The sequence below is a fragment of the Pseudomonas sp. GM_Psu_1 genome (genome assembly GCF_026544185.1).
Classification (GTDB): domain Bacteria; phylum Pseudomonadota; class Gammaproteobacteria; order Pseudomonadales; family Pseudomonadaceae; genus Chryseomonas; species Chryseomonas oryzihabitans.
In genome coordinates this window covers 126,410-146,431 of sequence record NZ_JALNUX010000010.1, presented here as the reverse complement: position 1 = coordinate 146,431, position 20,022 = coordinate 126,410, and the positions used below count along the sequence as shown (strand labels likewise).

At 66.2% G+C, this 20,022-nt stretch carries 21 protein-coding genes; 7 read left to right on the top strand and 14 right to left on the bottom strand.

The window, feature by feature from the left end; genetic code table 11:
- Window positions 1-22: 22 nt before the first annotated feature.
- Window positions 23-409, bottom strand: a complete 387-nt coding sequence (locus OXS31_RS17445; protein WP_007162036.1) for a hypothetical protein — start codon at window positions 407-409, stop codon at window positions 23-25.
- A gap of 196 nt (window positions 410-605) precedes the next feature.
- Here OXS31_RS17445 and pyk point away from each other — a divergent pair, with 196 nt between their 5' ends.
- On the top strand, window positions 606-2,057 hold the full coding sequence (gene pyk, locus OXS31_RS17440; protein WP_007162037.1) for a pyruvate kinase: 1,452 nt from the start codon (window positions 606-608) through the stop codon (window positions 2,055-2,057).
- Window positions 2,058-2,150: 93 nt separating this feature from the next.
- Here the strand turns inward: pyk and OXS31_RS17435 are convergent, their stop codons facing one another.
- Window positions 2,151-2,321, bottom strand: coding sequence for a hypothetical protein (locus OXS31_RS17435; protein ID WP_007162038.1), 171 nt, complete (start codon window positions 2,319-2,321; stop codon window positions 2,151-2,153).
- A 124-nt stretch (window positions 2,322-2,445) separates the two neighbouring features.
- Here OXS31_RS17435 and OXS31_RS17430 point away from each other — a divergent pair, with 124 nt between their 5' ends.
- On the top strand, window positions 2,446-5,061 hold the full coding sequence (locus OXS31_RS17430; protein ID WP_042137215.1) for a DEAD/DEAH box helicase: 2,616 nt from the start codon (window positions 2,446-2,448) through the stop codon (window positions 5,059-5,061).
- Window positions 5,062-5,143: 82 nt separating this feature from the next.
- On the opposite strand, the gene OXS31_RS17425 is transcribed toward OXS31_RS17430, so the two are convergent.
- The gene (locus tag OXS31_RS17425; RefSeq protein WP_044342462.1) at window positions 5,144-5,617 is read right to left on the bottom strand and encodes a phosphate-starvation-inducible PsiE family protein; all 474 of its coding nucleotides are present in this window, start codon (window positions 5,615-5,617) and stop codon (window positions 5,144-5,146) included.
- Between the two features lie 206 nt (window positions 5,618-5,823).
- On the opposite strand from OXS31_RS17425, the gene OXS31_RS17420 reads away from it, so the two are divergent.
- Window positions 5,824-6,630, top strand: coding sequence for a transglutaminase family protein (locus OXS31_RS17420; RefSeq protein WP_027600280.1), 807 nt, complete (start codon window positions 5,824-5,826; stop codon window positions 6,628-6,630).
- Here OXS31_RS17420 and OXS31_RS17415 read toward each other — a convergent pair.
- From OXS31_RS17415 to OXS31_RS17405, 3 genes are all read right to left on the bottom strand, one after another.
- Window positions 6,627-7,316: an LrgB family protein gene (locus OXS31_RS17415; protein ID WP_042137211.1), complete on the bottom strand. Its 690-nt coding sequence runs from the start codon at window positions 7,314-7,316 to the stop codon at window positions 6,627-6,629. The two genes, OXS31_RS17420 and OXS31_RS17415, sit on opposite strands and share 4 nt — an antisense overlap.
- Window positions 7,309-7,680 carry a CidA/LrgA family protein gene (locus OXS31_RS17410; protein ID WP_007162043.1) on the bottom strand — a complete coding sequence of 124 codons (372 nt, stop codon included), beginning with the start codon at window positions 7,678-7,680 and terminating at the stop codon, window positions 7,309-7,311. The genes OXS31_RS17415 and OXS31_RS17410 overlap by 8 nt, the downstream gene beginning before the upstream one ends.
- Window positions 7,681-7,803: 123 nt before the next feature.
- The gene (locus OXS31_RS17405) at window positions 7,804-8,253 is read right to left on the bottom strand and encodes a flavodoxin (protein ID WP_267400923.1); all 450 of its coding nucleotides are present in this window, start codon (window positions 8,251-8,253) and stop codon (window positions 7,804-7,806) included.
- Window positions 8,254-8,473: 220 nt separating this feature from the next.
- On the opposite strand from OXS31_RS17405, the gene OXS31_RS17400 reads away from it, so the two are divergent.
- The 4 genes from OXS31_RS17400 (at window position 8,474) to OXS31_RS17385 (ending at window position 10,470) form a co-directional block, all read left to right on the top strand.
- The gene (locus OXS31_RS17400) at window positions 8,474-9,031 is read left to right on the top strand and encodes an antibiotic biosynthesis monooxygenase (RefSeq protein WP_007162045.1); all 558 of its coding nucleotides are present in this window, start codon (window positions 8,474-8,476) and stop codon (window positions 9,029-9,031) included.
- Window positions 9,032-9,127: 96 nt separating this feature from the next.
- The gene (gene folM / locus OXS31_RS17395; protein WP_267400922.1) at window positions 9,128-9,826 is read left to right on the top strand and encodes a dihydromonapterin reductase; all 699 of its coding nucleotides are present in this window, start codon (window positions 9,128-9,130) and stop codon (window positions 9,824-9,826) included.
- 15 nt (window positions 9,827-9,841) lie between these two features.
- The gene (locus OXS31_RS17390; protein ID WP_007162047.1) at window positions 9,842-10,135 is read left to right on the top strand and encodes a DUF1244 domain-containing protein; all 294 of its coding nucleotides are present in this window, start codon (window positions 9,842-9,844) and stop codon (window positions 10,133-10,135) included.
- Complete coding sequence (locus OXS31_RS17385) at window positions 10,132-10,470, top strand: HopJ type III effector protein (RefSeq protein WP_027600275.1); 339 nt, start codon at window positions 10,132-10,134, stop codon at window positions 10,468-10,470. The genes OXS31_RS17390 and OXS31_RS17385 overlap by 4 nt, the downstream gene beginning before the upstream one ends.
- A gap of 59 nt (window positions 10,471-10,529) precedes the next feature.
- On the opposite strand, the gene lpxC is transcribed toward OXS31_RS17385, so the two are convergent.
- From lpxC to murD, 8 genes are all read right to left on the bottom strand, one after another.
- A complete protein-coding gene (gene lpxC / locus OXS31_RS17380; protein WP_007162049.1) occupies window positions 10,530-11,444 on the bottom strand; it encodes a UDP-3-O-acyl-N-acetylglucosamine deacetylase in 915 nt (304 codons plus the stop codon).
- Between the two features lie 109 nt (window positions 11,445-11,553).
- On the bottom strand, window positions 11,554-12,735 hold the full coding sequence (gene ftsZ, locus OXS31_RS17375) for a cell division protein FtsZ (RefSeq protein ID WP_007162050.1): 1,182 nt from the start codon (window positions 12,733-12,735) through the stop codon (window positions 11,554-11,556).
- Window positions 12,736-12,788: 53 nt separating this feature from the next.
- Complete coding sequence (gene ftsA / locus OXS31_RS17370) at window positions 12,789-14,033, bottom strand: cell division protein FtsA (RefSeq protein ID WP_007162051.1); 1,245 nt, start codon at window positions 14,031-14,033, stop codon at window positions 12,789-12,791.
- Window positions 14,034-14,049: 16 nt separating this feature from the next.
- The gene (locus OXS31_RS17365) at window positions 14,050-14,904 is read right to left on the bottom strand and encodes a cell division protein FtsQ/DivIB (RefSeq protein WP_007162052.1); all 855 of its coding nucleotides are present in this window, start codon (window positions 14,902-14,904) and stop codon (window positions 14,050-14,052) included.
- A gap of 65 nt (window positions 14,905-14,969) precedes the next feature.
- Entirely contained in the window at window positions 14,970-16,385 is a 1,416-nt protein-coding gene (gene murC, locus OXS31_RS17360) for a UDP-N-acetylmuramate--L-alanine ligase (protein WP_267400994.1), read from the bottom strand.
- Window positions 16,386-16,419: 34 nt separating this feature from the next.
- Complete coding sequence (gene murG, locus OXS31_RS17355) at window positions 16,420-17,490, bottom strand: undecaprenyldiphospho-muramoylpentapeptide beta-N-acetylglucosaminyltransferase (RefSeq protein WP_267400909.1); 1,071 nt, start codon at window positions 17,488-17,490, stop codon at window positions 16,420-16,422.
- Window positions 17,480-18,679, bottom strand: a complete 1,200-nt coding sequence (gene ftsW, locus OXS31_RS17350) for a putative lipid II flippase FtsW (protein ID WP_027600273.1) — start codon at window positions 18,677-18,679, stop codon at window positions 17,480-17,482. Before ftsW ends, murG begins: the two co-directional genes overlap by 11 nt.
- Window positions 18,679-20,022, bottom strand: a complete 1,344-nt coding sequence (gene murD / locus OXS31_RS17345) for a UDP-N-acetylmuramoyl-L-alanine--D-glutamate ligase (protein ID WP_267400906.1) — start codon at window positions 20,020-20,022, stop codon at window positions 18,679-18,681. Before murD ends, ftsW begins: the two co-directional genes overlap by 1 nt.

The following is a 20,022-nucleotide window of genomic DNA, read 5'->3' as shown; positions in this document are numbered from 1 at the left end:
TACCGACAACGTCCTGGAAAGCTCAGCGCTGCGGTAGTTTCCGCACCGGTTGGGGCGTCGCAACGGCCGTTCCGCCATCTAGCCCCAATTGGCGCAGGGTGTCCAGTCGGGCCTGGGCCCGATAGGCGTATTCGCTGGCCGGAAACCGGACCTGGATGAAACGATAGGTCTGGACCGCGTCGGCGTACAGTTGCTGCTGCTCCAGACACTGGCCGCGCAGCATGGAAAATTCCGGTTGCAGCCAGGGCCGTGCCCGACCCTTGCGTTCAGCCTGGGAGATCTGCAGCAAGGCATTGTTGCAGTCGCCTTCGCTATAGGATTTATAGGCGGCATCCAGATAGGAATTCATCGAGACGCTGGTACAGCCGGTGAGGCCGAGCAGCAGGAACAGGCAGAGATAAGGGCGCATGGAAAGTCCTCCTGCTCGCTAGATCGGCGCCGGAGCCCGCTTCTTGAGGGCAAACGACCATTGGTGTGACCAAGCTGCGAAAAGCCGTCATGTGCTGGCCACGCGACAGCGCTACAATGAGCTGCGCTCCGTGTTCTACGTCGACTCGGCGCTAAGGCGCCGACTCATGGTTGCAATCCGCTAAAGGAAAGACTGCATGATTTATCGCCGTACCAAGATCGTCGCCACCCTGGGCCCGGCCAGCAATTCTCCGGAAGTCCTCGAGCAGCTCATCATCGCCGGCATCGACGTCGCACGCCTGAACTTCTCGCATGGAACGCCCGACGAGCACCGGGCTCGTGGTCAGCTGGTACGGGATCTCGCCGCCAAGCACGGTCGCCATGTCGCCCTGCTCGGCGATCTCCAGGGTCCGAAGATCCGCATCGCCAAGTTCGTCAACAAGCGCATCGAACTCAAGGTCGGCGATCCCTTCCGCCTGTCCATCGCTCATCCGCGCACCGAAGGCACCGAAGAAGTGGTCGGCATCGACTACCCGGGCCTGGTCACCGACTGCCGCGTGGGTGACGAACTGCTGCTGGACGATGGCCGCGTGGTCCTGCGCGTGGAAGGCATGACCGCCACCGAACTGCATTGCACCACCCTGATCGGCGGCCCGCTGTCGGACCACAAGGGCATCAACCGTCGCGGCGGTGGCCTCACCGCTCCGGCGCTGACCGACAAGGACCGCGAAGACATCAAGCTGGCCGCCTCCATGGAGGTCGACTATCTGGCCGTGTCCTTCCCGCGTGATGCCGAAGACATGCACGAAGCCCGTCGCCTGATGGAAGCCGCCGGTGGCAAGTCCTGGCTGGTGGCCAAGATCGAGCGCGCCGAAGCCGTGGCGGACGACGAAGCCCTGGACGGCCTGATCCATGCCAGTGACGCCGTGATGGTGGCCCGGGGCGACCTGGGCGTGGAAATCGGCGACGCCGAGCTGGTGGGCATCCAGAAGCGCATCATTTCCCACGCCCGGCGCCTCAACAAGGCGGTGATCACCGCGACCCAGATGATGGAGTCGATGATCAGCAGCCCCATGCCGACCCGCGCGGAAGTCTCCGACGTGGCCAACGCCGTGCTGGACAACACCGACGCCGTGATGCTCTCCGCCGAGAGCGCCGCCGGCCAGTATCCAGTGGAAGCGGTCAAGGCCATGGCGCGCGTCTGCGTCGGTGCCGAGAAGCAGCCCACCAGCAAGCTGTCCAGCCACCGCCTGGGTCATACCTTCACCCGTTGGGACGAGAGCATCGCCCTGGCCTCCATCTACGTGGCCAACCACTTCCCCGGCGTGAAGGCCATCATCAGCCTGACCGACACCGGCTACACCCCGCTGATCATGTCGCGCCTGCGTTCCTCGGTGCCGATCTTCTCCTTCGCGTCCAGCCGCGCCACCCAGGCCCGCACCGCGCTGTTCCGCAACGTGCACACCATCCCCTTCGACCCGACCACCATGCCGGCGAACAAGGTGAGCCAGGCCGCGGTGGACGAACTGCTCAAGCGCGGTATCGTCGAGCACGGCGACTGGGTCATCCTGACCAAGGGCGACAGCTACACCAAGCGTGACGGCACCAACACCATGAAGATGTACCGCGTGGGCGACCTGCTGGTCTGACCCCGCCGCCGGTCTCCGACCGGTGCTGAAGACAAAGCCCCGCACAGGTCCCTGTGCGGGGCTTTTTTCTGGACGGATCGGGGCCAGGCAGCCCTAGCGACCGCCGGCGGCCAAGTAGGCCAGGTGCAGGGCCGCAGCGCCCAGGACACCCAGGCTGCAACTGATGAGGATGCCGCGCTGCAGCGCGCGCAAGCGCCCTTCTCGCCGTGCTTCCAGGCGACTGGCATCGATCAGGGCTACGCTGGTCAACGGCTGTTCACGCATCGTCTCGCTCCCCACCCATTTAAATGCACTATATTCTCATTCTCACATAGGTCAAGGGAGTCCGGCGGGCGCCTGGCGGACTGTGGCAGAATAGCCGGTTTGGTACGAACAGCCTGGGTGAACGATGGCGTTACGTTTCGAACGGCTCAAGTGGCAGGACTGGAAAGGCGCCTTCACGGAGCGCAACTACGAGCGCGGCCGGCGGCTGGCGCTCGACGGCCTGGTGCAGCTGCGCTCGGCCGCCAAGGGTCAGCTCTATGCCGAGTGCCACAGCCCGGCCGGACCGGCCTATCGGCAGGCGATCAGCCTGCGCGCGGGCGAGACCGCCTGGCGGGTCGACGCCCGCTGCACCTGCCCGGTCGGCCGCAACTGCAAGCATGCCGCCGCCGCCCTCATCGAACTCGAGCGGCTACAACGCAGCGAGGCCGCCCTGCCGGCCACGCCGGTCGCCCATCCGGAGCTGCCTCGCCCGGTCCTGACCCTTGGCAGCCATACCCAGATCGATTACGACCGCCACATCGGCAAGATGAGACCCACGGTACGCCATCGCGCCGCCCTGGCCTTCGCCTATGGCTCGCGGCGCCTGTTCGGGGCGCCGCCGCGCACCCCGGAAGCCGACTATCCCGCGCGCCAGCTGCCGGCCGAACAACGCTGGCGGCAGACGCTGCTCGACCACGGCCTGCGCCTGGCGACCCGGCGCAGCGCCGCGCTGCCCGACGACAGTGGCGAGATGTTCGAACTGCCGGACGACCCCGCCTGGCTCAGATTCGTGCAGCAGGTCATCCCAGGTCTGCGCGAAGCCGGCTGGCAGATCGAGGCCCATCCCGAATTCACCTTCGACCTGACACCGGTGGAAGGCTGGTACGGTCACCTCGAAGAGGTGCAGGACGCGACCGCCGCGAGCGGCCAGTTCGACGTCGAACTGGGCATCCGCCTGGGCCAGCGCCGCGTCAGCCTGATCCCGCTGCTGATCGATGCCATACGGCGCGAGCCCTCCCAGTACGAACCGGCGATGCTGGCCAAGCGCGCCGACGACGAACCCGTGCTCTTGCGTATCGAGCCGCCGCGCCTGGCCGGCCAGCAGGGCCGGGTGCAACGGGTCGCCGTGCCCCTGGGGCGGCTCAAGCCGATCCTGCAGATCCTCGGTGAACTCTATGCCACCGATCGCCTCACCCAGGACCGTGCCCTGCGCCTGCCGCGCTTGGACGCCGCGCGCCTGGCCGAGCTGGACGAACGCCTGCCGCTAGAGTGGGAAGGCGGCGAGCGCCTACGCAACTTTGCCGAACGCCTGCGCAGCTATGCCGCCGAGCCGGTGGTCCTGCCGGACACCCTGCACGCCGAATTGCGGCCCTATCAGCGCGACGGCGTGGCCTGGCTGCAGGCGCTGCGGGAACTGGACGTGGGCGGCATCCTGGCCGACGACATGGGCCTGGGCAAGACGCTGCAGACCCTGGCGCACATCCTCGTCGAGCAGGCGGCCGGTCGCCTGACCGCGCCGGCGCTGATCGTCATGCCCACCAGCCTGATCCCCAACTGGCAGGACGAGATCGCCCGCTTCGCCCCCGGCCTGCGCGTGCTGACCCTGCAGGGCAGCGCCCGCAGCAGTCGCTTCGAGCGGATTCCGGAGCACGACGTGGTGCTCACCACCTATGCCCTGCTACCTCGTGACGCCGAGCGCCTGGCCGGCTACGACTTCCACCTGCAGGTGCTCGACGAAGCCCAGTCGATCAAGAATGCCGCCACCAAGGCCGCCCAGGCGGCGCGCCACCTGCGCGCCCGCCATCGCCTCTGCCTGACCGGCACGCCGCTGGAAAATCACCTGGGCGAACTCTGGTCGCAATTCCACTTCCTGATGCCCGGCTGGCTGGGCGACGAGAAAGGCTTCAAGCAGGCCTATCGCATCCCCGTGGAGCGCGAAGGCGATGTGCAGCGCCTGGCGGCGCTCAAGGCAAGGGTCCGCCCCTTCATGCTGCGCCGCACCAAGCAGCGGGTCGCCAGCGAATTGCCGCCCAAGACCGAGATCGTCCAGCTGGTCGAACTCAGCGCGGCGCAACGCGAACGCTACGAAGACCTGCGCCTATTGCTGGACGAGCGCGTCCGCGCCGAGATCGCCCGTCAGGGCATCGGTCGCAGCCAGCTGCTGATCCTCGATGCCCTGCTGCGCCTGCGCCAGGTCTGCTGCGACCTGCGCCTGGTGCCCAACGAAGACGCCAGCGTGGCCAAGCCCTCGGCGAAACTGGCGGCGCTGAACGAGCGCCTCGACGCCCTGCTCCCCGGTGGCAGCCGGGTCCTGGTGTTCTCCCAGTTCACCAGCATGCTCGACCTCATCGCCGCCGACCTCGACCAGCGCGGCATCCCGTACGTCACCCTGACCGGCGAAACCCGGGATCGGCGCACCCCGGTGCAGCGCTTCCAGAACGGCGAAGTGCCGGTATTCCTGCTCAGCCTCAAGGCCGGCGGCAGCGGTCTCAACCTGACGGCGGCCGACACCGTGATCCACTTCGATCCCTGGTGGAATCCGGCCGCCGAGCAGCAGGCCAGCGACCGCGCCTACCGCATCGGCCAGGATCGTCCGGTGTTCGTCTACAAGCTGATCGCCCGCGGCACCCTGGAAGAACGCATCCAGCAGCTGCAGCAGGAAAAGGCGCGCCTGAGCGCCGGCATTCTCAGCGAGAACAGCGGCGACTGGCGCCTGACCGAAAGCGACCTGGCCCAGTTGCTGGCGCCGCTGGACCGCTAGGCACCCGCCAGCGGGTCATCCCGGCAGCGCCTGGCCTGGCCAGTTGCACTGCCGGGAACGCAGCGGATAGCGGTGCCGCGGGCTACTTGTCGCCCGCGCCCTCGCCCACCACATCACCCGCCGCATCCAGCGCCCTGCTGGAAGGAAACCTGTTCGAGGCGACGCGGACCGCCAGCACCGCAAGCGACAGCAGGAAGATCCCGCCGCAGAGATACAGCAGCCCGACATCCGGCGGCCGATGATGAGAGACGTCACCGATCAGGTAGCGGGTCAGGGCGGTGATGGCGATATAGAGCAGGAAGCGGATCGGCAGGTGGTTGGTCTTGAAGTAGATGCCGACCATGGCACCCAGCTCCAGGTAGATGAAGAGCAGCAGGATGTCATCGATGCTCGCCTGGCCCTTGTCGAGCATGCCGATGAAAGCCATCACCGAGGCCCAGGCCGTGGCCGCGCCTATGGCGAACAGGCCGAAATAGTGGAAGCCTTCCACCAGCAGGTTGCCGAGGGAGTTCGCCCCGTCGTGCATGCGTTTGCGACCGTTGTCTGCCCATTTCATGGCGTGCTGCTCCCTCCGCAAGAGTGAAGACCTCCACTCGAAGATAGATCCATGCCGGAATCCCGTTCTCGAGGTTGCCCTGGCGTCAGTCGCTCTTATAGCGAGAAGCCGGACCGTCGGCCAGTGCGCAACTGTCGCAGACTGGACGGCCCGGCGCTGGCAGGCTAAAACCTGAGGAAAAGCCCGCGAGGGCTCTGGAGTCTACCGTGGACGCGCGTCTTTCCTGCCTCGCCTGCCTGGACCGGCCCGATCCCCGGCTGCTGGAAGCCGCCCTGTGGATCGCGGCCGAACACCACGAACAGATCGATCCCCCGGCCCTGTTGCACTCGCTGGACGACCTGGCACTGCGCCTGGTCGCCAGCCTGGATGGCGATGCCAGTCACGCCGAGCGGGCCCAGGCCTTGTTGCGGCAGCTGTGCGATGCCGGTTTTCGCGCGGCCGAGTGGCCCCTGAACCCTACGGCTGCCCTGCTCGACGAGGTCCTGGCGCGGCGACGCGGCCAGCCGCTGTCGATCGCCCTGGTGGCTCTGGAACTGGCCCGGCGCCTGGAGATCGACCTGCAGGGTATCGGCTTTCCCGGACATTTCCTCTTGCGCGTGCCAGGCGCGGATCATCTGCTCGAACCCTTCGGCGGTCGTCGCCTGTACATGAACGACTGCCGCCAACTGCTGGTGGATCAGTTCGGGCCCAACGCGCAACTGCAGGCCAGCTATCTGGCGCCCCTCGGTCCGCGGCAGATGATGCAGCGACTCTCGCGCAATCTGCGGGAACTGCATCGCCAGGGCGACCAGCCGCTGGCCGCGCTCAAGGATGCCCAGCGGGTCATCGAGCTGGGCACGGTCGGGGTCATCGATCACCTGGCGCGCGCCGATCTGTACCGCCAGCTCGACTGCCCCCAGGCCGAGCGCTACGACCTGCAGCACGCCCTGCTGATCAGCGAAGACGATGCCGAACGCGAGCAGGTGCGGCGGCGGCTGGCGCAACTGGGCGCGCCGTCCGCCACCCTGCACTAGCGGTGCAGCAGCCAGAGCACCAGCTGGGCGCCGAGCAGATTGCTCAGGCCGGCCAGCACCATGACCAGGCCGGCCACGGTGCCCTCCTCCAGGCCGACCTCGTAGGCCTTGCTGGTCCCTACGCCGTGGGCGCCCATGCCGAACAGGGCACCGCGGGCCAGGGCAGACTTGAGCGGCAGCAGCTTGATCAGCAGACTGCCGAGGATGGCGCCCCCCAGGCCGGTGATCATCACGAAAGCCGCGGTCAGCTCGGGGACGCCCCCCACGGTGGCGGACATCGGCATGGCAAAGGGAGTACTGATGGAGCGCGGCAGCATGGACAGCAGCACCCGGTCATCGAGCAGCAGCAGCCGGGCCAGCAACCAGGAACTGCCAATGGCCACGCCACTGCCGACGCAGAGGCCGGCCAGCAACGCCTGCCAGTAGCGCGCCAGCAGGCGTCTCTGCTGCCAGATCGGCACGGCGAAGGCCACCGTCGCCGGCCCCAGCAGGGTGATCAGCCAGTGGCTGTAGTGGGCGTACTCGGCATAGCTCACCTGCTGCCAGAGGGTGGCGGCATAGAGCAGCACCGTGACGAAGATGATCGGACTGACCACATACCAGCGCAGCCGGGCATAGAGCAGCCGACTCACCCCATAGCCCGCCACCGTCAGCAGCAGCCAGAAGAGTCCGGGCAGATCAAGCATCGCGACGCCCTCGCCGGCGAAACATCCAGTCCACGGTAAGGGCGGTCGCGACCATGGTCAGCACGGTGCTGAGCAGGATGGCCAGCAGGATGCGCACACCCTCTTGCCGCAGCAACGGACCGTAGTCGAGCAGACTCAGCAGCGCGGGAATGAAGAACAGCAGCATTTCCCCCAGCAGCAGGCGCACGCCGCCCTGCAACCACTCGGGCTCGACGATGCGCGCGGCCAGCAGCACCAGCAGCATGGCCAGCCCCACCACCCCGCCTGGTACCGGCAAGGCGAAATAGGTGGCCAGCCAGGTACCCACACCCCACAGCGCGCCCAATCCGCACAGCTCCAGAGCCAGGCGCAGATATCTATTCACCCAGGGCTCCTTCTCAAATCCTCGACAGGCGCCAAGGATACCGAGGCCGAGGGGGCGAGGACAGCGAACCGGGCCCGGCGGCGCGCTCCGCGCGGGTAAAGCAGCTTTGCTGCCGGGGCAAGATCAGCCCAGGGCGGCGATGACCTCGGCGACCCAGCGCTCGGCGTCTTCGTCCGGCGTGACCGTTTCACTGGCATCGATGCGCAGCATGGGCAGCACTTCGCGCAGCCCCAGTTCGGCGAACAATTCCTGCATCAGCTCGCCGCCGCCGCAATAGGTGTCGCCATAGCTGGAATCACCCAGGGCCAGCACGGCGCCGGGTCGTCCGGACCAGGGCGGCAGCCGATCGCGCAGCTGGAAATACAGGGATTCCAGGCTGGCCGGCAATTCGCCCATGCCGGTGGTGGAGGTGATAGCCAGCAGGGCCTCGGGCGCGAAGGCCTCCAGGCTGGCGAGATCGGCATTGGGCTGGTGCCAGACCTCATGGCCTGCCGCGCTCAGGCGCGCCTTCACCTGACGGGCGATATCTTCGGCAGTGCCATAGACCGAGCCATTCAACAGTGCGACTTTCATACGGACCTCTTGCGTGGAATCCCGCCCAGTATGCCTGGCGCGGCCCGGCTTGGCGCTCCGTCAGCAAGACGACTCCGCTGGCAACCCCGGCTGCAGCCAAGGGTCTCAAGGCTTGTTATGCTAGCGCCGCCTGCTACCCCAGGCGTCTTCGCCACCTGTCCGCCTACCCGGCGGCGTGACGGCATCCGGCCTATCCGGCCCGATCGCCCGGAGTTAGAGCATGAATCAGCCTGTTACCCTCATGGTCGCGCGGCGCGTCGCGGCCGGCCAATACGACGCCTTTCTGGTCTGGCTGCGCGAAGGCGAAGCCCTGGCCACCGGGCATCCCGGCTATCTCGGTTCGGGGGTTCTGACCCCGCCTCCAGGCGACAACCTGGTGCAGATCGTCTTTCGCTTCGCCTGCCCCCAGACCCTCGACGCCTGGGAACACTCGGACACCCGGCGCCTCTGGCTGGAGCGTGGCCAGGGCCTGTTCGAAGCGCCCCTGGCACGGCGCGCCCAAGGCATGGACGACTGGTTCGGCGCCGGCCTGCAGCCGCCACCGCGCTGGAAGCAGAGCATCGCGGTCTGGCTGGCGTTCTTTCCCATCTCGCTGCTGTTCAATGCCGCCTTCGGCGATTACCTGGCCCATCTGCCGTTGCTGCCGCGCATCCTGCTGAGCACCCTGATCCTTACCCCGGTGATGGTCTGCGTCTTCATCCCACTGATCACCCGGGTGCTGAAGGGCTGGCTGCACAACGCCTCGCGGGCCAACGACTGGCGAGGCAGCGCCCGCTAGGCCCGCACGGATCGGCCTGCATCCTGACGCGTCGAATGCGTACAATAGCGGCGGCCAGCCCTCTGGCCGCCTCGTTCATCAGGATCGGGTACCCTCATGTCCGCAACCCTTCCCCTTCTGGTCACCGGCGCCAATCGCCGTGTCGGTCTCGCCTTGACCCGCCGGCTGCTGGCGGAGGGCCAACCCGTCATCGCCGTCTATCGCGACGATCCCGGTCCCTTGCGTGAGCTGGAAATCGAGGCCTATCAGGTCGATCTGGCGGAAGAGGCGCAGCGCGACATCCTGCTGCGGCAGCTGCATGAACGCCATCCGGCGCTACGCGGCATCGTGCACAACGCCTCGGTCTGGGCCGAAGACGGCCTGGACAATCTGCGGCTGCTCTATCGCCTGCACCTGGAAGCGCCCTACCACCTCAACCTGGGCCTGCAGGACCTGCTGCTGGCCGCGCACCGGGCCGACATCATCCATATCGGCGACGACAGCGCCACCCGCGGCAGCCGCAACCACATCGGCTACGCCGCCACCAAGGCCGCCCTGCACAACCTGACCCTGTCCTTTGCCGAGGCCCTGGCGCCCACCGTCCGGGTCAACACCATCGCGCCGGGCCTGCTGATCTTCAAGGAAGGCGCCGACGAGGCCTATCGCCAGGCGACCCTGGACAAGGCGCTGCTGGATTTCGAACCCGGCGCCGATCCCATCGTCGATACCGTGCTCTATCTGCTGTCGACCCAGTACGCCACTGGCAGCACCTTTACCGTCAACGGCGGGCGCCACCTGCGCCACGGCCGCCGCTAGCAAGAGGAATCAGCCATGACCGAACAAGACCGCCTGGAACTGGAGGCCGCCGCCTTCCGCACCCTGGTCGAGCACCTGCGCAAGCGCACCGACGTGCAGAACATCGACCTGATGAACCTGTCCGGCTTCTGCCGCAACTGCCTGTCCAAGTGGTACAAGGCCGCGGCCGACGACAAGGGCCTGGCGCTGAGCCTGGACGATGCCCGCGAGGCCGTCTACGGCATGCCCTATGCCGACTGGAAAGCCCAGTACCAGACCGAGGCCTCGCCGGCCCAGGCCGCGGCCTTCCAGGAGCAGCAGAACAAATGAGCGATCTCGCCAGCTTCCGCGCCCGCCTGGCCCAGGGCGACCATGCCTTCGCCGACACCCTGGCCTTTGTCGCCGAGCACTACCACTACCAGCCCACAGCCTTTCGCAATGGCGCGGTGGACAATGCGGCGGGCCAGAACGAAGGCTCCTGCAAGACCCTGGGCCTGGCCAAGCTCGAAGGTTTGAGCGATCAGGAAGCCCTGCTGGCCTTTGGCGAGCACTATCGCAGCGTGCTGCAGACCCCCGAGGGCAGCGACCACGCCAACATCCGCGCCCTTATCGCCCACGGCCTGGCCGGAGTGAGCTTCCAGGGTGAGCCCCTGGCGCGTCGCTAGGCCTTTTCAGCGGCCATAAAAAAAGCCCTGCGGATGCAGGGCTTTTTCTTGGACCGGACTCAGACGGCAGCCGCAGGTCTCATGTAGGAAATCGGCGCCAGACCGGAATCTTCGAAGGTCACCACTTCCCAGGCATCACGATCGGCCAGCAGCGCACGCAGCAGGCGATTGTTCATGGCATGACCGGACTTGTAGCCACGGAATTCGCCGATGAGGCTCTTGCCGAGCAGGTACAGGTCGCCGATGGCGTCGAGGATCTTGTGCTTGACGAATTCGTCTTCGTAACGAAGACCGTCTTCGTTGATCACACCCTTCTCGTCCACCACGATGGCGTTGTCGACGCTGCCGCCCAGGGCCAGGTTGTGCGAACGCAGGAATTCCAGGTCGCGCATGAAGCCGAAGGTACGGGCACGGCTGACTTCCTTGAGGAAGGAGGTGCTCGAGAAGTCCACCGAGGCCTTCTGGGTACGGTTGTTGACCACCGGGTGATCGAAATCTATTTCGAAGGTCACCTTGAAGCCGTCGAAGGGCACGAAGGTGGCGCGCTTGTCACCGTCGACGACAGTCACTTCACGCTTGATACGGATGAACTGCTTGGCCGCTTCCTGTTCCTGCAGACCGGCGGACTGGATCAGGAACACGAAGGGACCGGCACTGCCGTCCATGATCGGCACTTCGACCGCGGACAGCTCGACGTAGGCATTGTCGATACCCAGACCGGCCATGGCAGACAGCAGATGCTCAACGGTACCGACCTTGACGCCGGTGTCGCTGAACAGGTTGGTCGACATGGTGGTTTCACCCACGTTCTCGGCCCAGGCCGGGATTTCCACGACCGGATCGAGATCGGTGCGACGGAACACGATCCCCGTGTCGACCGGCGCCGGCTTCAGGGTCAGGTAAACCTTTTCCCCGGAATGCAGGCCAACGCCAGTGGCGCGAATGGTGTTCTTGAGGGTGCGTTGTCTAATCATGCCAGGGCCGCTCGGTCGCAGGGTGCGAATGGTGTTCAACGAAGTCGCGATGATAGCAGAAGCGAAAATCGATGCCCACTAATCACACCCTGGCTTGTGATATACCCGATCAATCAGCCTGACGACGCAGGAAGGCCGGGATGTCCAGGTAATCCAGGTCGTCGTTGGGATTGACCTTGGTCGCCGCTGCCGAGCCGCCATGATTCTGGCTGCCACGACCGGAGCGCATCGAGGTCGGGTACTTGAGGTCGTCGTAGTTGACCGGAGCGGTTTCCTGACGGGCTGCGGCCAGGGTCTGGGCAGTGTTGTCCACCACCTTGACCGGCTTCTCGATGCGCGCACCCAGGCCGGTGGCGACCACGGTGACGTGCAGCTCGTCGCGCATTTCCGGATCGATCACGGCGCCGACCTTGACGGTGGCGTGCTCGGACGCGAAGTCCTCGATGATCTCGCCGACGGCGGCGTATTCGCCCAGGGACAGATCCAGGCCGGCGGTGATGTTGACCAGGATGCCGCGGGCGCCGTGCAGGTTGACGTCTTCCAGCAGCGGGTTGCGGATGGCGGCTTCGGTGGCTTCGCGCGCACGGTTCGGACCGCTGGCGTGGCCGGTACCCATCATGGCCATGCCCATCTCGCCCATCACGGTCTTGACGTCGGCGAAGTCGACGTTCATCAGGCCGGGACGCTGCATGATGTCGGAGATACCACGGACGGCGCCGGCGAGGACGTCGTCAGCCTTGGCGAAGGCGGCCAGCAGGCTGGCGTCCTTGCCCAGAATGGTCAGCAGCTTCTCGTTGGGGATGGTGATCAGCGAGTCGACGCATTCGGACAGGGAGCGAATGCCTTCGTCGGCGACCTGCATGCGCTTGCGGCCTTCGAAGGGGAACGGACGGGTGACCACGGCAACGGTCAGGATACCCATTTCCTTGGCCACTTCAGCGATGATCGGCGCCGCACCGGTACCGGTGCCACCGCCCATGCCGGTGGTGATGAAGACCATGTCGGCGCCTTCGAGGACTTCGGCGATGCGCTCACGATCTTCCATGGCCGCCTGGCGGCCGATTTCCGGGTTGGTGCCGGCACCAAGACCCTTGGTGACGCCCGGGCCGAGTTGCAGCACGGTACGGGATGTGACGTTCTTCAGGGCCTGGGCGTCGGTATTTGCACAGATGAATTCGACGCCTTCAACACCGCTTTTGACCATGTGGTTGACGGCGTTGCCACCGCCACCGCCCACGCCGATGACTTTGATCACGGCGCTTTGTGGAATGTTGTCTACGAGTTCGAACATGGTCCCCTCTCTTCCTTTCGGATCTTCGCCTACTGCCGCGGTTTAATTGTGAATTACAAGTTGCCCTGGACCCAACGCTTCATGCGTTCCAGGACTGTGGATTTGGTTTCGCTGCTATATCCGCCAGAAACAACCGGCAAGGGATCGGTCTGCTTTTGCAGGCCATAGAGCAACAGGCCGACGCCTGTGGAATAGATCGGGTTGCTGATCACGTCAGTCAGACCCTTGACCGTCTGGGGCACCCCCAGGCGTACCGGCATATGGAAAATCTCTTCCGCCAGCTCGACCGCGCCTTCCATCTTCGCGGTACCACCGGTGAGTACGATCCCAGCGGGGATCAGATCCTCGTAACCACTGCGGCGCAGTTCCGCTTGCACCAGTGTGAATAGCTCATCGTAACGGGGCTCGACCACTTCCGCGAGGGCCTGACGCGACAATTCTCGCGGCGGACGGTCACCCACGCTGGGCACCTTGATGGTTTCGCCCGGTCCAGCCAGTTTCGCCAAGGCACAAGCATACCGAATCTTGATTTCTTCGGCATATTGCGTTGGGGTTCTCAAGGCCATGGCAATGTCATTTGTGACTTGGTCGCCAGCAATAGGTATCACCGCCGTATGGCGGATGGCGCCTTCGGTAAAGATGGCTATATCGGTGGTGCCGCCGCCGATGTCGACCAGGCAGACGCCCAGTTCCTTTTCATCGTCGGTCAGCACCGAATAGGCCGACGCCAGTTGTTCAAGGATGATGTCGTCGACTTCCAGGCCGCAACGACGAACACATTTCTCGATGTTCTGCGCGGCGTTGACGGCGCAGGTCACGACGTGAACCTTGGCTTCCAGGCGGACGCCGGACATGCCCAGGGGTTCGCGCACCCCTTCCTGGTTATCGATCACATAGTCCTGGGCCAGGGTGTGCAGCACGCGCTGGTCGGCGGGGATGGCCACCGCCTGGGCGGCATCGAGCACCCGCTCGATGTCCGCAGGGCTCACTTCACGATCGCGGATCGCCACGATGCCGTGGGAATTCAGGCTGCGAATGTGATTGCCGGCAATGCCGACGAAGGCCGAATGGATCCGGCAACCGGCCATCAGCTGGGCTTCTTCGATGGCCCGCTGGATGGAGGCGACGGTGGATTCGATGTTGACCACCACGCCCTTCTTGAGCCCGCGCGACGGATGGGTGCCGATCCCGACGATCTCGATCTGACCATCGGAAGACACCTCGCCGACCAGAGCCACGACCTTGGAAGTGCCGATGTCGAGGCCGACGATCATCTTGCCGCTTTGCACGCTTGCCATAGTAAAAAACTTCTCCTCAATGCTTGGCCGGTTCGGTCACGGGGGTGGCGGCGACAGCGGGATCACGCCAGGCCACGGCCAGACCGTTCGGATAACGCAGATCGATCCGCGCGATATTGTCCATCTGTGCCTTGAGCACCTGATCGTACAGGCGCATGAAGCGCCGCATCTTTTCCACCAGCTGGTCGCGGCCGAACACCAGTTCCAGCCCCTGACCGGTGGTGAGGTACCAGCTGCCGCGCTCGTGCATTTCCAGGCGCGACACGGTGTAACCGAGCGGCCGAAGCATCTGGCTGAACATCTGGTACTGCTGCATTACCTGCTGCTGGGCCCGCTTGGGGCCGTACAGCCGCGGTAGATTGTCATAGTTGGCCAGATCCTGCGGGGCAAAAGCCTCACCCTGGTTATTCAGCAGCGCCTCGTCGCCCCAGCGGGCGATGGGCATCTGCTCTTCCAGGCGGATGCTGATCTCGTCCGGCCAGACGCGGCGCACTTCGGCGTGGGCGATCCACGGCATGGTTTCCAGTTCGTGGCGCATGTCGGCCAGGTCGACCTGGAAGAAGGTGGTGCCGACGAAGGGCGCGATGCGCTGCTGCACCGCCCCCTGGCTGATGTAGGACAGGTCGCCCTTGACGCTGACCTTGGCGATCGGCCGGTCGGCATAGGGCAGCAGGCGCTGGGCACCTTCGTAGGTACCGAAGCCCAGCCCCAGCAGCAGGAACGGCCAGAGGATGCGCTTGAGCAGCCCCAGGCTCGGGCGTGGCAGGCGTGTCGACAGCGGCTCTTCGGCGACCAGGCGACTGGCGCCCCGCTGCTCGGCGTTGCGCGACCGGCCGAAGCCGGGCTGGTTGTGACGTAGGGTGGCGACCAAGGTTCAGCCCTCCACGTGCGCGCTGGCAACAGCGGTTGCCGGCAAGGGGTTGTACGGATGAAGGCTCATGCCGAACTCTCGGCGGTCGCGGCAGCGGCGAACAGCGGGTGCTTGAGCAGTTGCGGCGCCAGGGCGCCGATGTCGCCCGCGCCCTGGCAGAGCAGGATGTCGCCCGGGCGCAGCAGCGGCTTGACCAGCGGGGCGATGTTGCTGCCGCGCTCCACGTAGATGGGATCGAGCTGGCCGCGCTGGCGGATGCTGTGGCAGAGCTGACGGCTGTCGGCTCCGGGAATGGGCTCTTCGCCGGCCGGATAGACTTCCATCAGCAGCAGGACGTTGGCATCGGCCAGCACCTGGACGAAGTCTTCGTAGAGATCGCGGGTACGGCTGAAACGGTGCGGCTGATAGACCATCACCAGTCGGCGCTCGGGCCAGCCGCCGCGCACGGCCTTGATCACCGCGGCGACCTCGCGCGGATGATGGCCGTAGTCGTCCACCAGCATGACGCTGCCACCGGCGACCGGCAGTTCGCCGTACACCTGGAAGCGCCGCCCTACCCCCTGGAAGCCGGACAGGCCATTGAGGATGGCCTCGTCGCTGACGCCTTCGTCGGTAGCGATGGCGATGGTGGCCAGGGCGTTGAGCACGTTGTGCACGCCCGGCATGTTGACCGAGACCGCCAGGGGCGCGCGGCCCTCGCGCAGCACGGTGAAATGGGTACGCATGCCTTCCTGGCGGATGTCCACGGCGCGCACGTCGGCGTCTTCGGCGGTGCCGTAGGTGACGGTGGGCCGGGCGACCTGGGGAATGATCTCGCGCACCACCGGATCGTCGACGCAGAGCACGGCCAGGCCATAGAACGGCAGGTTGTGCAGGAAGTCGACGAAGGTGCGCTTGAGCCGGTTGAAGTCACCCTCGTAGGTGCTCATGTGGTCGGCGTCGATGTTGGTGACCACGGCGACCATGGGCTGCAGGTGCAGGAAGCTGGCGTCGCTCTCGTCGGCCTCGGCGATCAGGTAGCGGCTGGTGCCGAGCTGGGCATTGGTGCCGGCGGCATTGAGGCGGCCACCGATGACGAAGGTCGGGTCCAGGCCTTCGGCCGCGAACACCGAGGCGATCAGGCTGGTGGTGGTGGTCTTGCCATGGGTACCGGCGACGGCGATGCCGTGGCGATAGCGCATCAGCTCGGAGAGCATCTCGGCGCGGGGCACCACGGGAATGCGCTGCTCGAGGGCGGCGGAGACCTCCGGGTTGGATCTGTTGATGGCGCTGGACACCACCAGCACATCGACCTGATCCAGGTTCTCGGCGCGATGGCCGATGTAGATGCGCGCGCCGAATTGCTGCAGGCGCGCGGTCACCGCGGACTCCTTGAGGTCCGAACCCGAGACTTCGTAACCCAGGTTCAGCAGCACCTCGGCGATGCCGCACATGCCGACGCCGCCGATCCCGACGAAGTGGATGCGTCGAATGCTGCGCATGCGCCGAACTTCGGCCTGAATGGCACTTTGCGACTTAACCACGGGCAACCTCCAGACAGGCGTCGACGACTGCACGGGTGGCATCGGGTTTGGCCAGGGCTCGGCTGCGAGCGGCCATGCCGGCAAGACGTTCGGGATGCATCAGGACCTCGGTAAGCTGCGCGGCGAGATCCGCCGGGCGGGTGGAATGTTGCGGCAGCACCACACCGGCACCGGCGCGCTCCAGGAAGCGCGCATTGCTGGTCTGGTGGTCGTCGATGGCGTGCGGCAGGGGAATCAGCAGCGCCGGCAGACCGGTGGCGGTCAGCTCGGCGACGGTCAGGGCACCGGCCCGGCAGATCACCAGGTCGGCCCAGGCATAGGCGGCGGCCATGTCGGCGATGAAGGGCTGGACATCGGCCTCCACGGCGACGTTGGCATAGCGCTCGGCGGTGACCTCGGCGTGCTGGCGACCGGCCTGGTGGCGGACCAGCGGGCGAAGTCCGGCCGGCAGTTGCGCCAGGGCCTCGGGCAAGAGCTTGTTGAGCGGCTCGGCGCCCAGGCTGCCGCCCAGCACCAGCAGGTTGGCGGCGCGCTCTTCCAGCGGTGCCCGGGTCACCGGGGCGAAGAGTTCGGCGCGTACCGGATTGCCGGTGGACAGGCGCTTTGCGGACGCCGGGAAGGTATCGGCGAAGCCTTCGCAGACGCGCGCGGCCATGGGCACCAGCAGGCGATTGGCGGTGCCGGCGTGGGCGTTCTGTTCGTGGATCACCAGCGGGATGTTGCACAGCTTGGCGGCCAGGCCACCCGGACCGGTGACGAAGCCACCCAGACCCAGCACGCAGACCGGCTTGAGCCGGCGCATGAGGCCGATGGCCTGCATGAGCGCGCCACTGAGCTGCAACGGCGCCTTCACCAGGGAGCGCACACCCTTGCCCCGCAACCCGGTGACCGGAATGTGGTGCAGGGTGATGCCGGCCTTGGGCACCACGTCGTTCTCGATGCCGCGAGGGGTACCCAGCCAGTGCACGGTATAGCCGCGGGCTTCGAATTCACGGGCGCAGGCCAGGGCCGGGAAGACGTGCCCGCCGGTACCGCCGGCCATGATGAGGACGTTAGCGGACATCGGCGAAATCCTCTTCGGTGAATTCCACATCCTCGGTATCCACCAGGGTGCGTCTCTCCCATTCGATGCGCAGCAGCAGGCCCATGCTCACGCAGCAGATCACCAGGGAGCTGCCGCCATAGCTGAGGAACGGCAGGGTCAGGCCCTTGGTCGGCAGCAGGCCGACGTTCACGCCGATGTTGATCAGGAACTGGCCGATCCACAGCATCGACAGGCCATAGGCCACGTAGGCCGAGAAGAACTGCTTGGACTGCTCGGCCCAGTGACCGATGAACAGGCCGCGCACGCAGACGAAGAGGAACAGGCCGACGGTGGCCATGGCGCCGATCAGCCCCAGCTCTTCGGCCAGTACGGCAAAGAGGAAGTCGGTATGGGCTTCGGGCAGATAGAACTGCTTCTGGATGCTGTTGCCCAGTCCGAGGCCGGTCCAGCCGCCGCGACCGAAGGCGATCAGCGCCTGGGTCAGCTGGTAGCCGGAACCGAACTGGTCGGCCCAGGGATCGGTGAAGGTGATCAGACGCTGCATCCGGTAGGACTGGGTCTGCACCAGCACGAACACCGCCAGCACCGCCAGGGCGACCATCAGCAGGAAGCGGAACAGACCGACGCCGCCGAGGAACAGCATGGCGCCGGCAGCGCCCATCATCACCACGGTGGCGCCGAAGTCGGGTTCGCGCAGCAGCAGCATGGCCATCGGCAGGAGCACGATGAAGGGCTTGAAGAAGCCGGCCCAGGTGTGGCGCACCTCATGCTGGCGACGGACCAGGTAGCCGGCCAGATAGAGCACCACGAAGACCTTGGCGATCTCCGAGGGCTGCACGTTGAAGATGCCGAAGCCGATCCAGCGCAGAGAGCCGTTCACCTCGCGACCGATGCCGGGCACCAGCACCGCTACCAGCAGCAGGAAGGCGATGATCAGCAGCGGAAAGCCGAAGCGCTGCCAGGTGGCCATGGGGATCAGCATCACCACGCCGCAGGAGACGAAGCCGATCGCCAGATAGATCAGGTGGCGGTACATGAAGTACAGCGGATTGCCGGACTGGGCGGCGGCCACCTCGGAAGACGCCGAGGTCACCATCACCAGACCGAGGCCGAGCAGCAACAGGCAGCCGGCCAGCAGCGGGAAGTCCAGGTCGATGCCATGGCGGCTCGCCAGCGGCGAGGGATAGGGACGCAGCAGGCTGAGGATCATGCCAATGCCTCCACGGCCTGGGCGAACAGCCGTCCGCGTTCTTCGAAATTGCGGAACATGTCGAGACTGGCGCAAGCCGGAGACAGCAGCACGGCGTCGCCCGGCTGGGCCAGCCGACGGCTCTCGGCCACGGCCTCTTCCAGGGTGGCGACGCGCAGCTGCTGCACGGTGGCCGGCAGGATCTCGGCGATCCGCGCGGCATCACGCCCCAGCAGCACCACGGCGCGGCAGTGACGGGCGACGGGTTCGCGCAGGGCGCTGAAATCGGCACCCTTGCCGTCGCCGCCGGCGATCAGCACCAGTTGGCCGGCGATGTCGTCGCCCAGGCCTTCCACGGCGGCCAGCGCCGCACCGACATTGGTCGCCTTGGAATCGTTGTAGTAGTTGACGCCCACTACCTCGCCCACCCACTGGCAGCGGTGCTCCAGCCCCGGGAAGGCGCGCAGGGCCTCCAGCATGGGCGCCATGGGCAGACCGGCGGCCTGGCCGAGTGCCAGCGCAGCCAGGGCATTGCTGTGGTTGTGGGTACCGCGGATCTTGAGTTCCTCGACATCCAGCAGGTTGTCGAAGGCCAGCGCCAGATAGCGGCGGCCCTCCTCCTCGCGAATGCCAAAGGCACGGAAATCCGGACGTCCCAGGCCAAAGGTCAGGCAGGGCACGCCCTCGCCGATCAGCGGCCGCGACAACGCATCGTCGCGATTGACCACCACCTGGCGGGCGCCGCGGAAGATACGGTGCTTGGCCTGGTGATAGGCCGGCATGCCGGTGTAGCGATCCATGTGGTCTTCGCTGAGGTTGAGCACCGTGGCGACCTCGGCGTTGAGCCGCTCGCAGGTTTCCAGCTGGAAGCTCGACAGCTCCAGCACATAGAGCTCGACGTCATCGGCCAGCAGATCCAGCGCCGGAGTGCCCAGGTTGCCCCCCACGGCCACGCGCTTGCCGGCGCGCCGCGCCATGTCGCCCACCAGGGTGGTGACGGTGCTCTTGGCGTTGGAACCGGTGATGGCGACGATGGGTGCCTGGGCATGGCGCGCGAACAGGTCGATGTCGCCGGACAGCCGCACGCCGCGGGCGGCGGCCTCCTGCAGCGCCGGTGTTTCCAGGGCCAGGCCGGGACTCACGTAGAGTTCGGCGGCGCGGGCCAGGAAGTCGGCATCCAGCTCGCCGCAGCGCACCTCGACCTGGGGATACTGGGTTCTCAGGGTCGCGAGTTCCGGCGGCTGTTCCCGCGTGTCGGCCACGGCAAAGGGCACGCCCCGGCGCGCGAGAAAGCGCACCAGCGACATGCCACTCTTGCCGAGGCCGACGACGATACGGAACTGGTCGGAAGCGATGAGCAC

Coding starts and splice junctions, on each gene's coding strand:
- OXS31_RS17445 (WP_007162036.1), bottom strand. CDS start 409: ATGCGCCCTTATCTCTGCCTGTTCCTGCTGCTCGGCCTCACCGGCTGT.
- pyk (WP_007162037.1), top strand. CDS start 606: ATGATTTATCGCCGTACCAAGATCGTCGCCACCCTGGGCCCGGCCAGC.
- OXS31_RS17435 (WP_007162038.1), bottom strand. CDS start 2,321: ATGCGTGAACAGCCGTTGACCAGCGTAGCCCTGATCGATGCCAGTCGC.
- OXS31_RS17430 (WP_042137215.1), top strand. CDS start 2,446: ATGGCGTTACGTTTCGAACGGCTCAAGTGGCAGGACTGGAAAGGCGCC.
- OXS31_RS17425 (WP_044342462.1), bottom strand. CDS start 5,617: ATGAAATGGGCAGACAACGGTCGCAAACGCATGCACGACGGGGCGAAC.
- OXS31_RS17415 (WP_042137211.1), bottom strand. CDS start 7,316: ATGCTTGATCTGCCCGGACTCTTCTGGCTGCTGCTGACGGTGGCGGGC.
- OXS31_RS17405 (WP_267400923.1), bottom strand. CDS start 8,253: ATGAAAGTCGCACTGTTGAATGGCTCGGTCTATGGCACTGCCGAAGAT.
- OXS31_RS17400 (WP_007162045.1), top strand. CDS start 8,474: ATGAATCAGCCTGTTACCCTCATGGTCGCGCGGCGCGTCGCGGCCGGC.
- folM (WP_267400922.1), top strand. CDS start 9,128: ATGTCCGCAACCCTTCCCCTTCTGGTCACCGGCGCCAATCGCCGTGTC.
- OXS31_RS17390 (WP_007162047.1), top strand. CDS start 9,842: ATGACCGAACAAGACCGCCTGGAACTGGAGGCCGCCGCCTTCCGCACC.
- OXS31_RS17385 (WP_027600275.1), top strand. CDS start 10,132: ATGAGCGATCTCGCCAGCTTCCGCGCCCGCCTGGCCCAGGGCGACCAT.
- lpxC (WP_007162049.1), bottom strand. CDS start 11,444: ATGATTAGACAACGCACCCTCAAGAACACCATTCGCGCCACTGGCGTT.
- ftsZ (WP_007162050.1), bottom strand. CDS start 12,735: ATGTTCGAACTCGTAGACAACATTCCACAAAGCGCCGTGATCAAAGTC.
- ftsA (WP_007162051.1), bottom strand. CDS start 14,033: ATGGCAAGCGTGCAAAGCGGCAAGATGATCGTCGGCCTCGACATCGGC.
- murC (WP_267400994.1), bottom strand. CDS start 16,385: ATGCGCAGCATTCGACGCATCCACTTCGTCGGGATCGGCGGCGTCGGC.
- murG (WP_267400909.1), bottom strand. CDS start 17,490: ATGTCCGCTAACGTCCTCATCATGGCCGGCGGTACCGGCGGGCACGTC.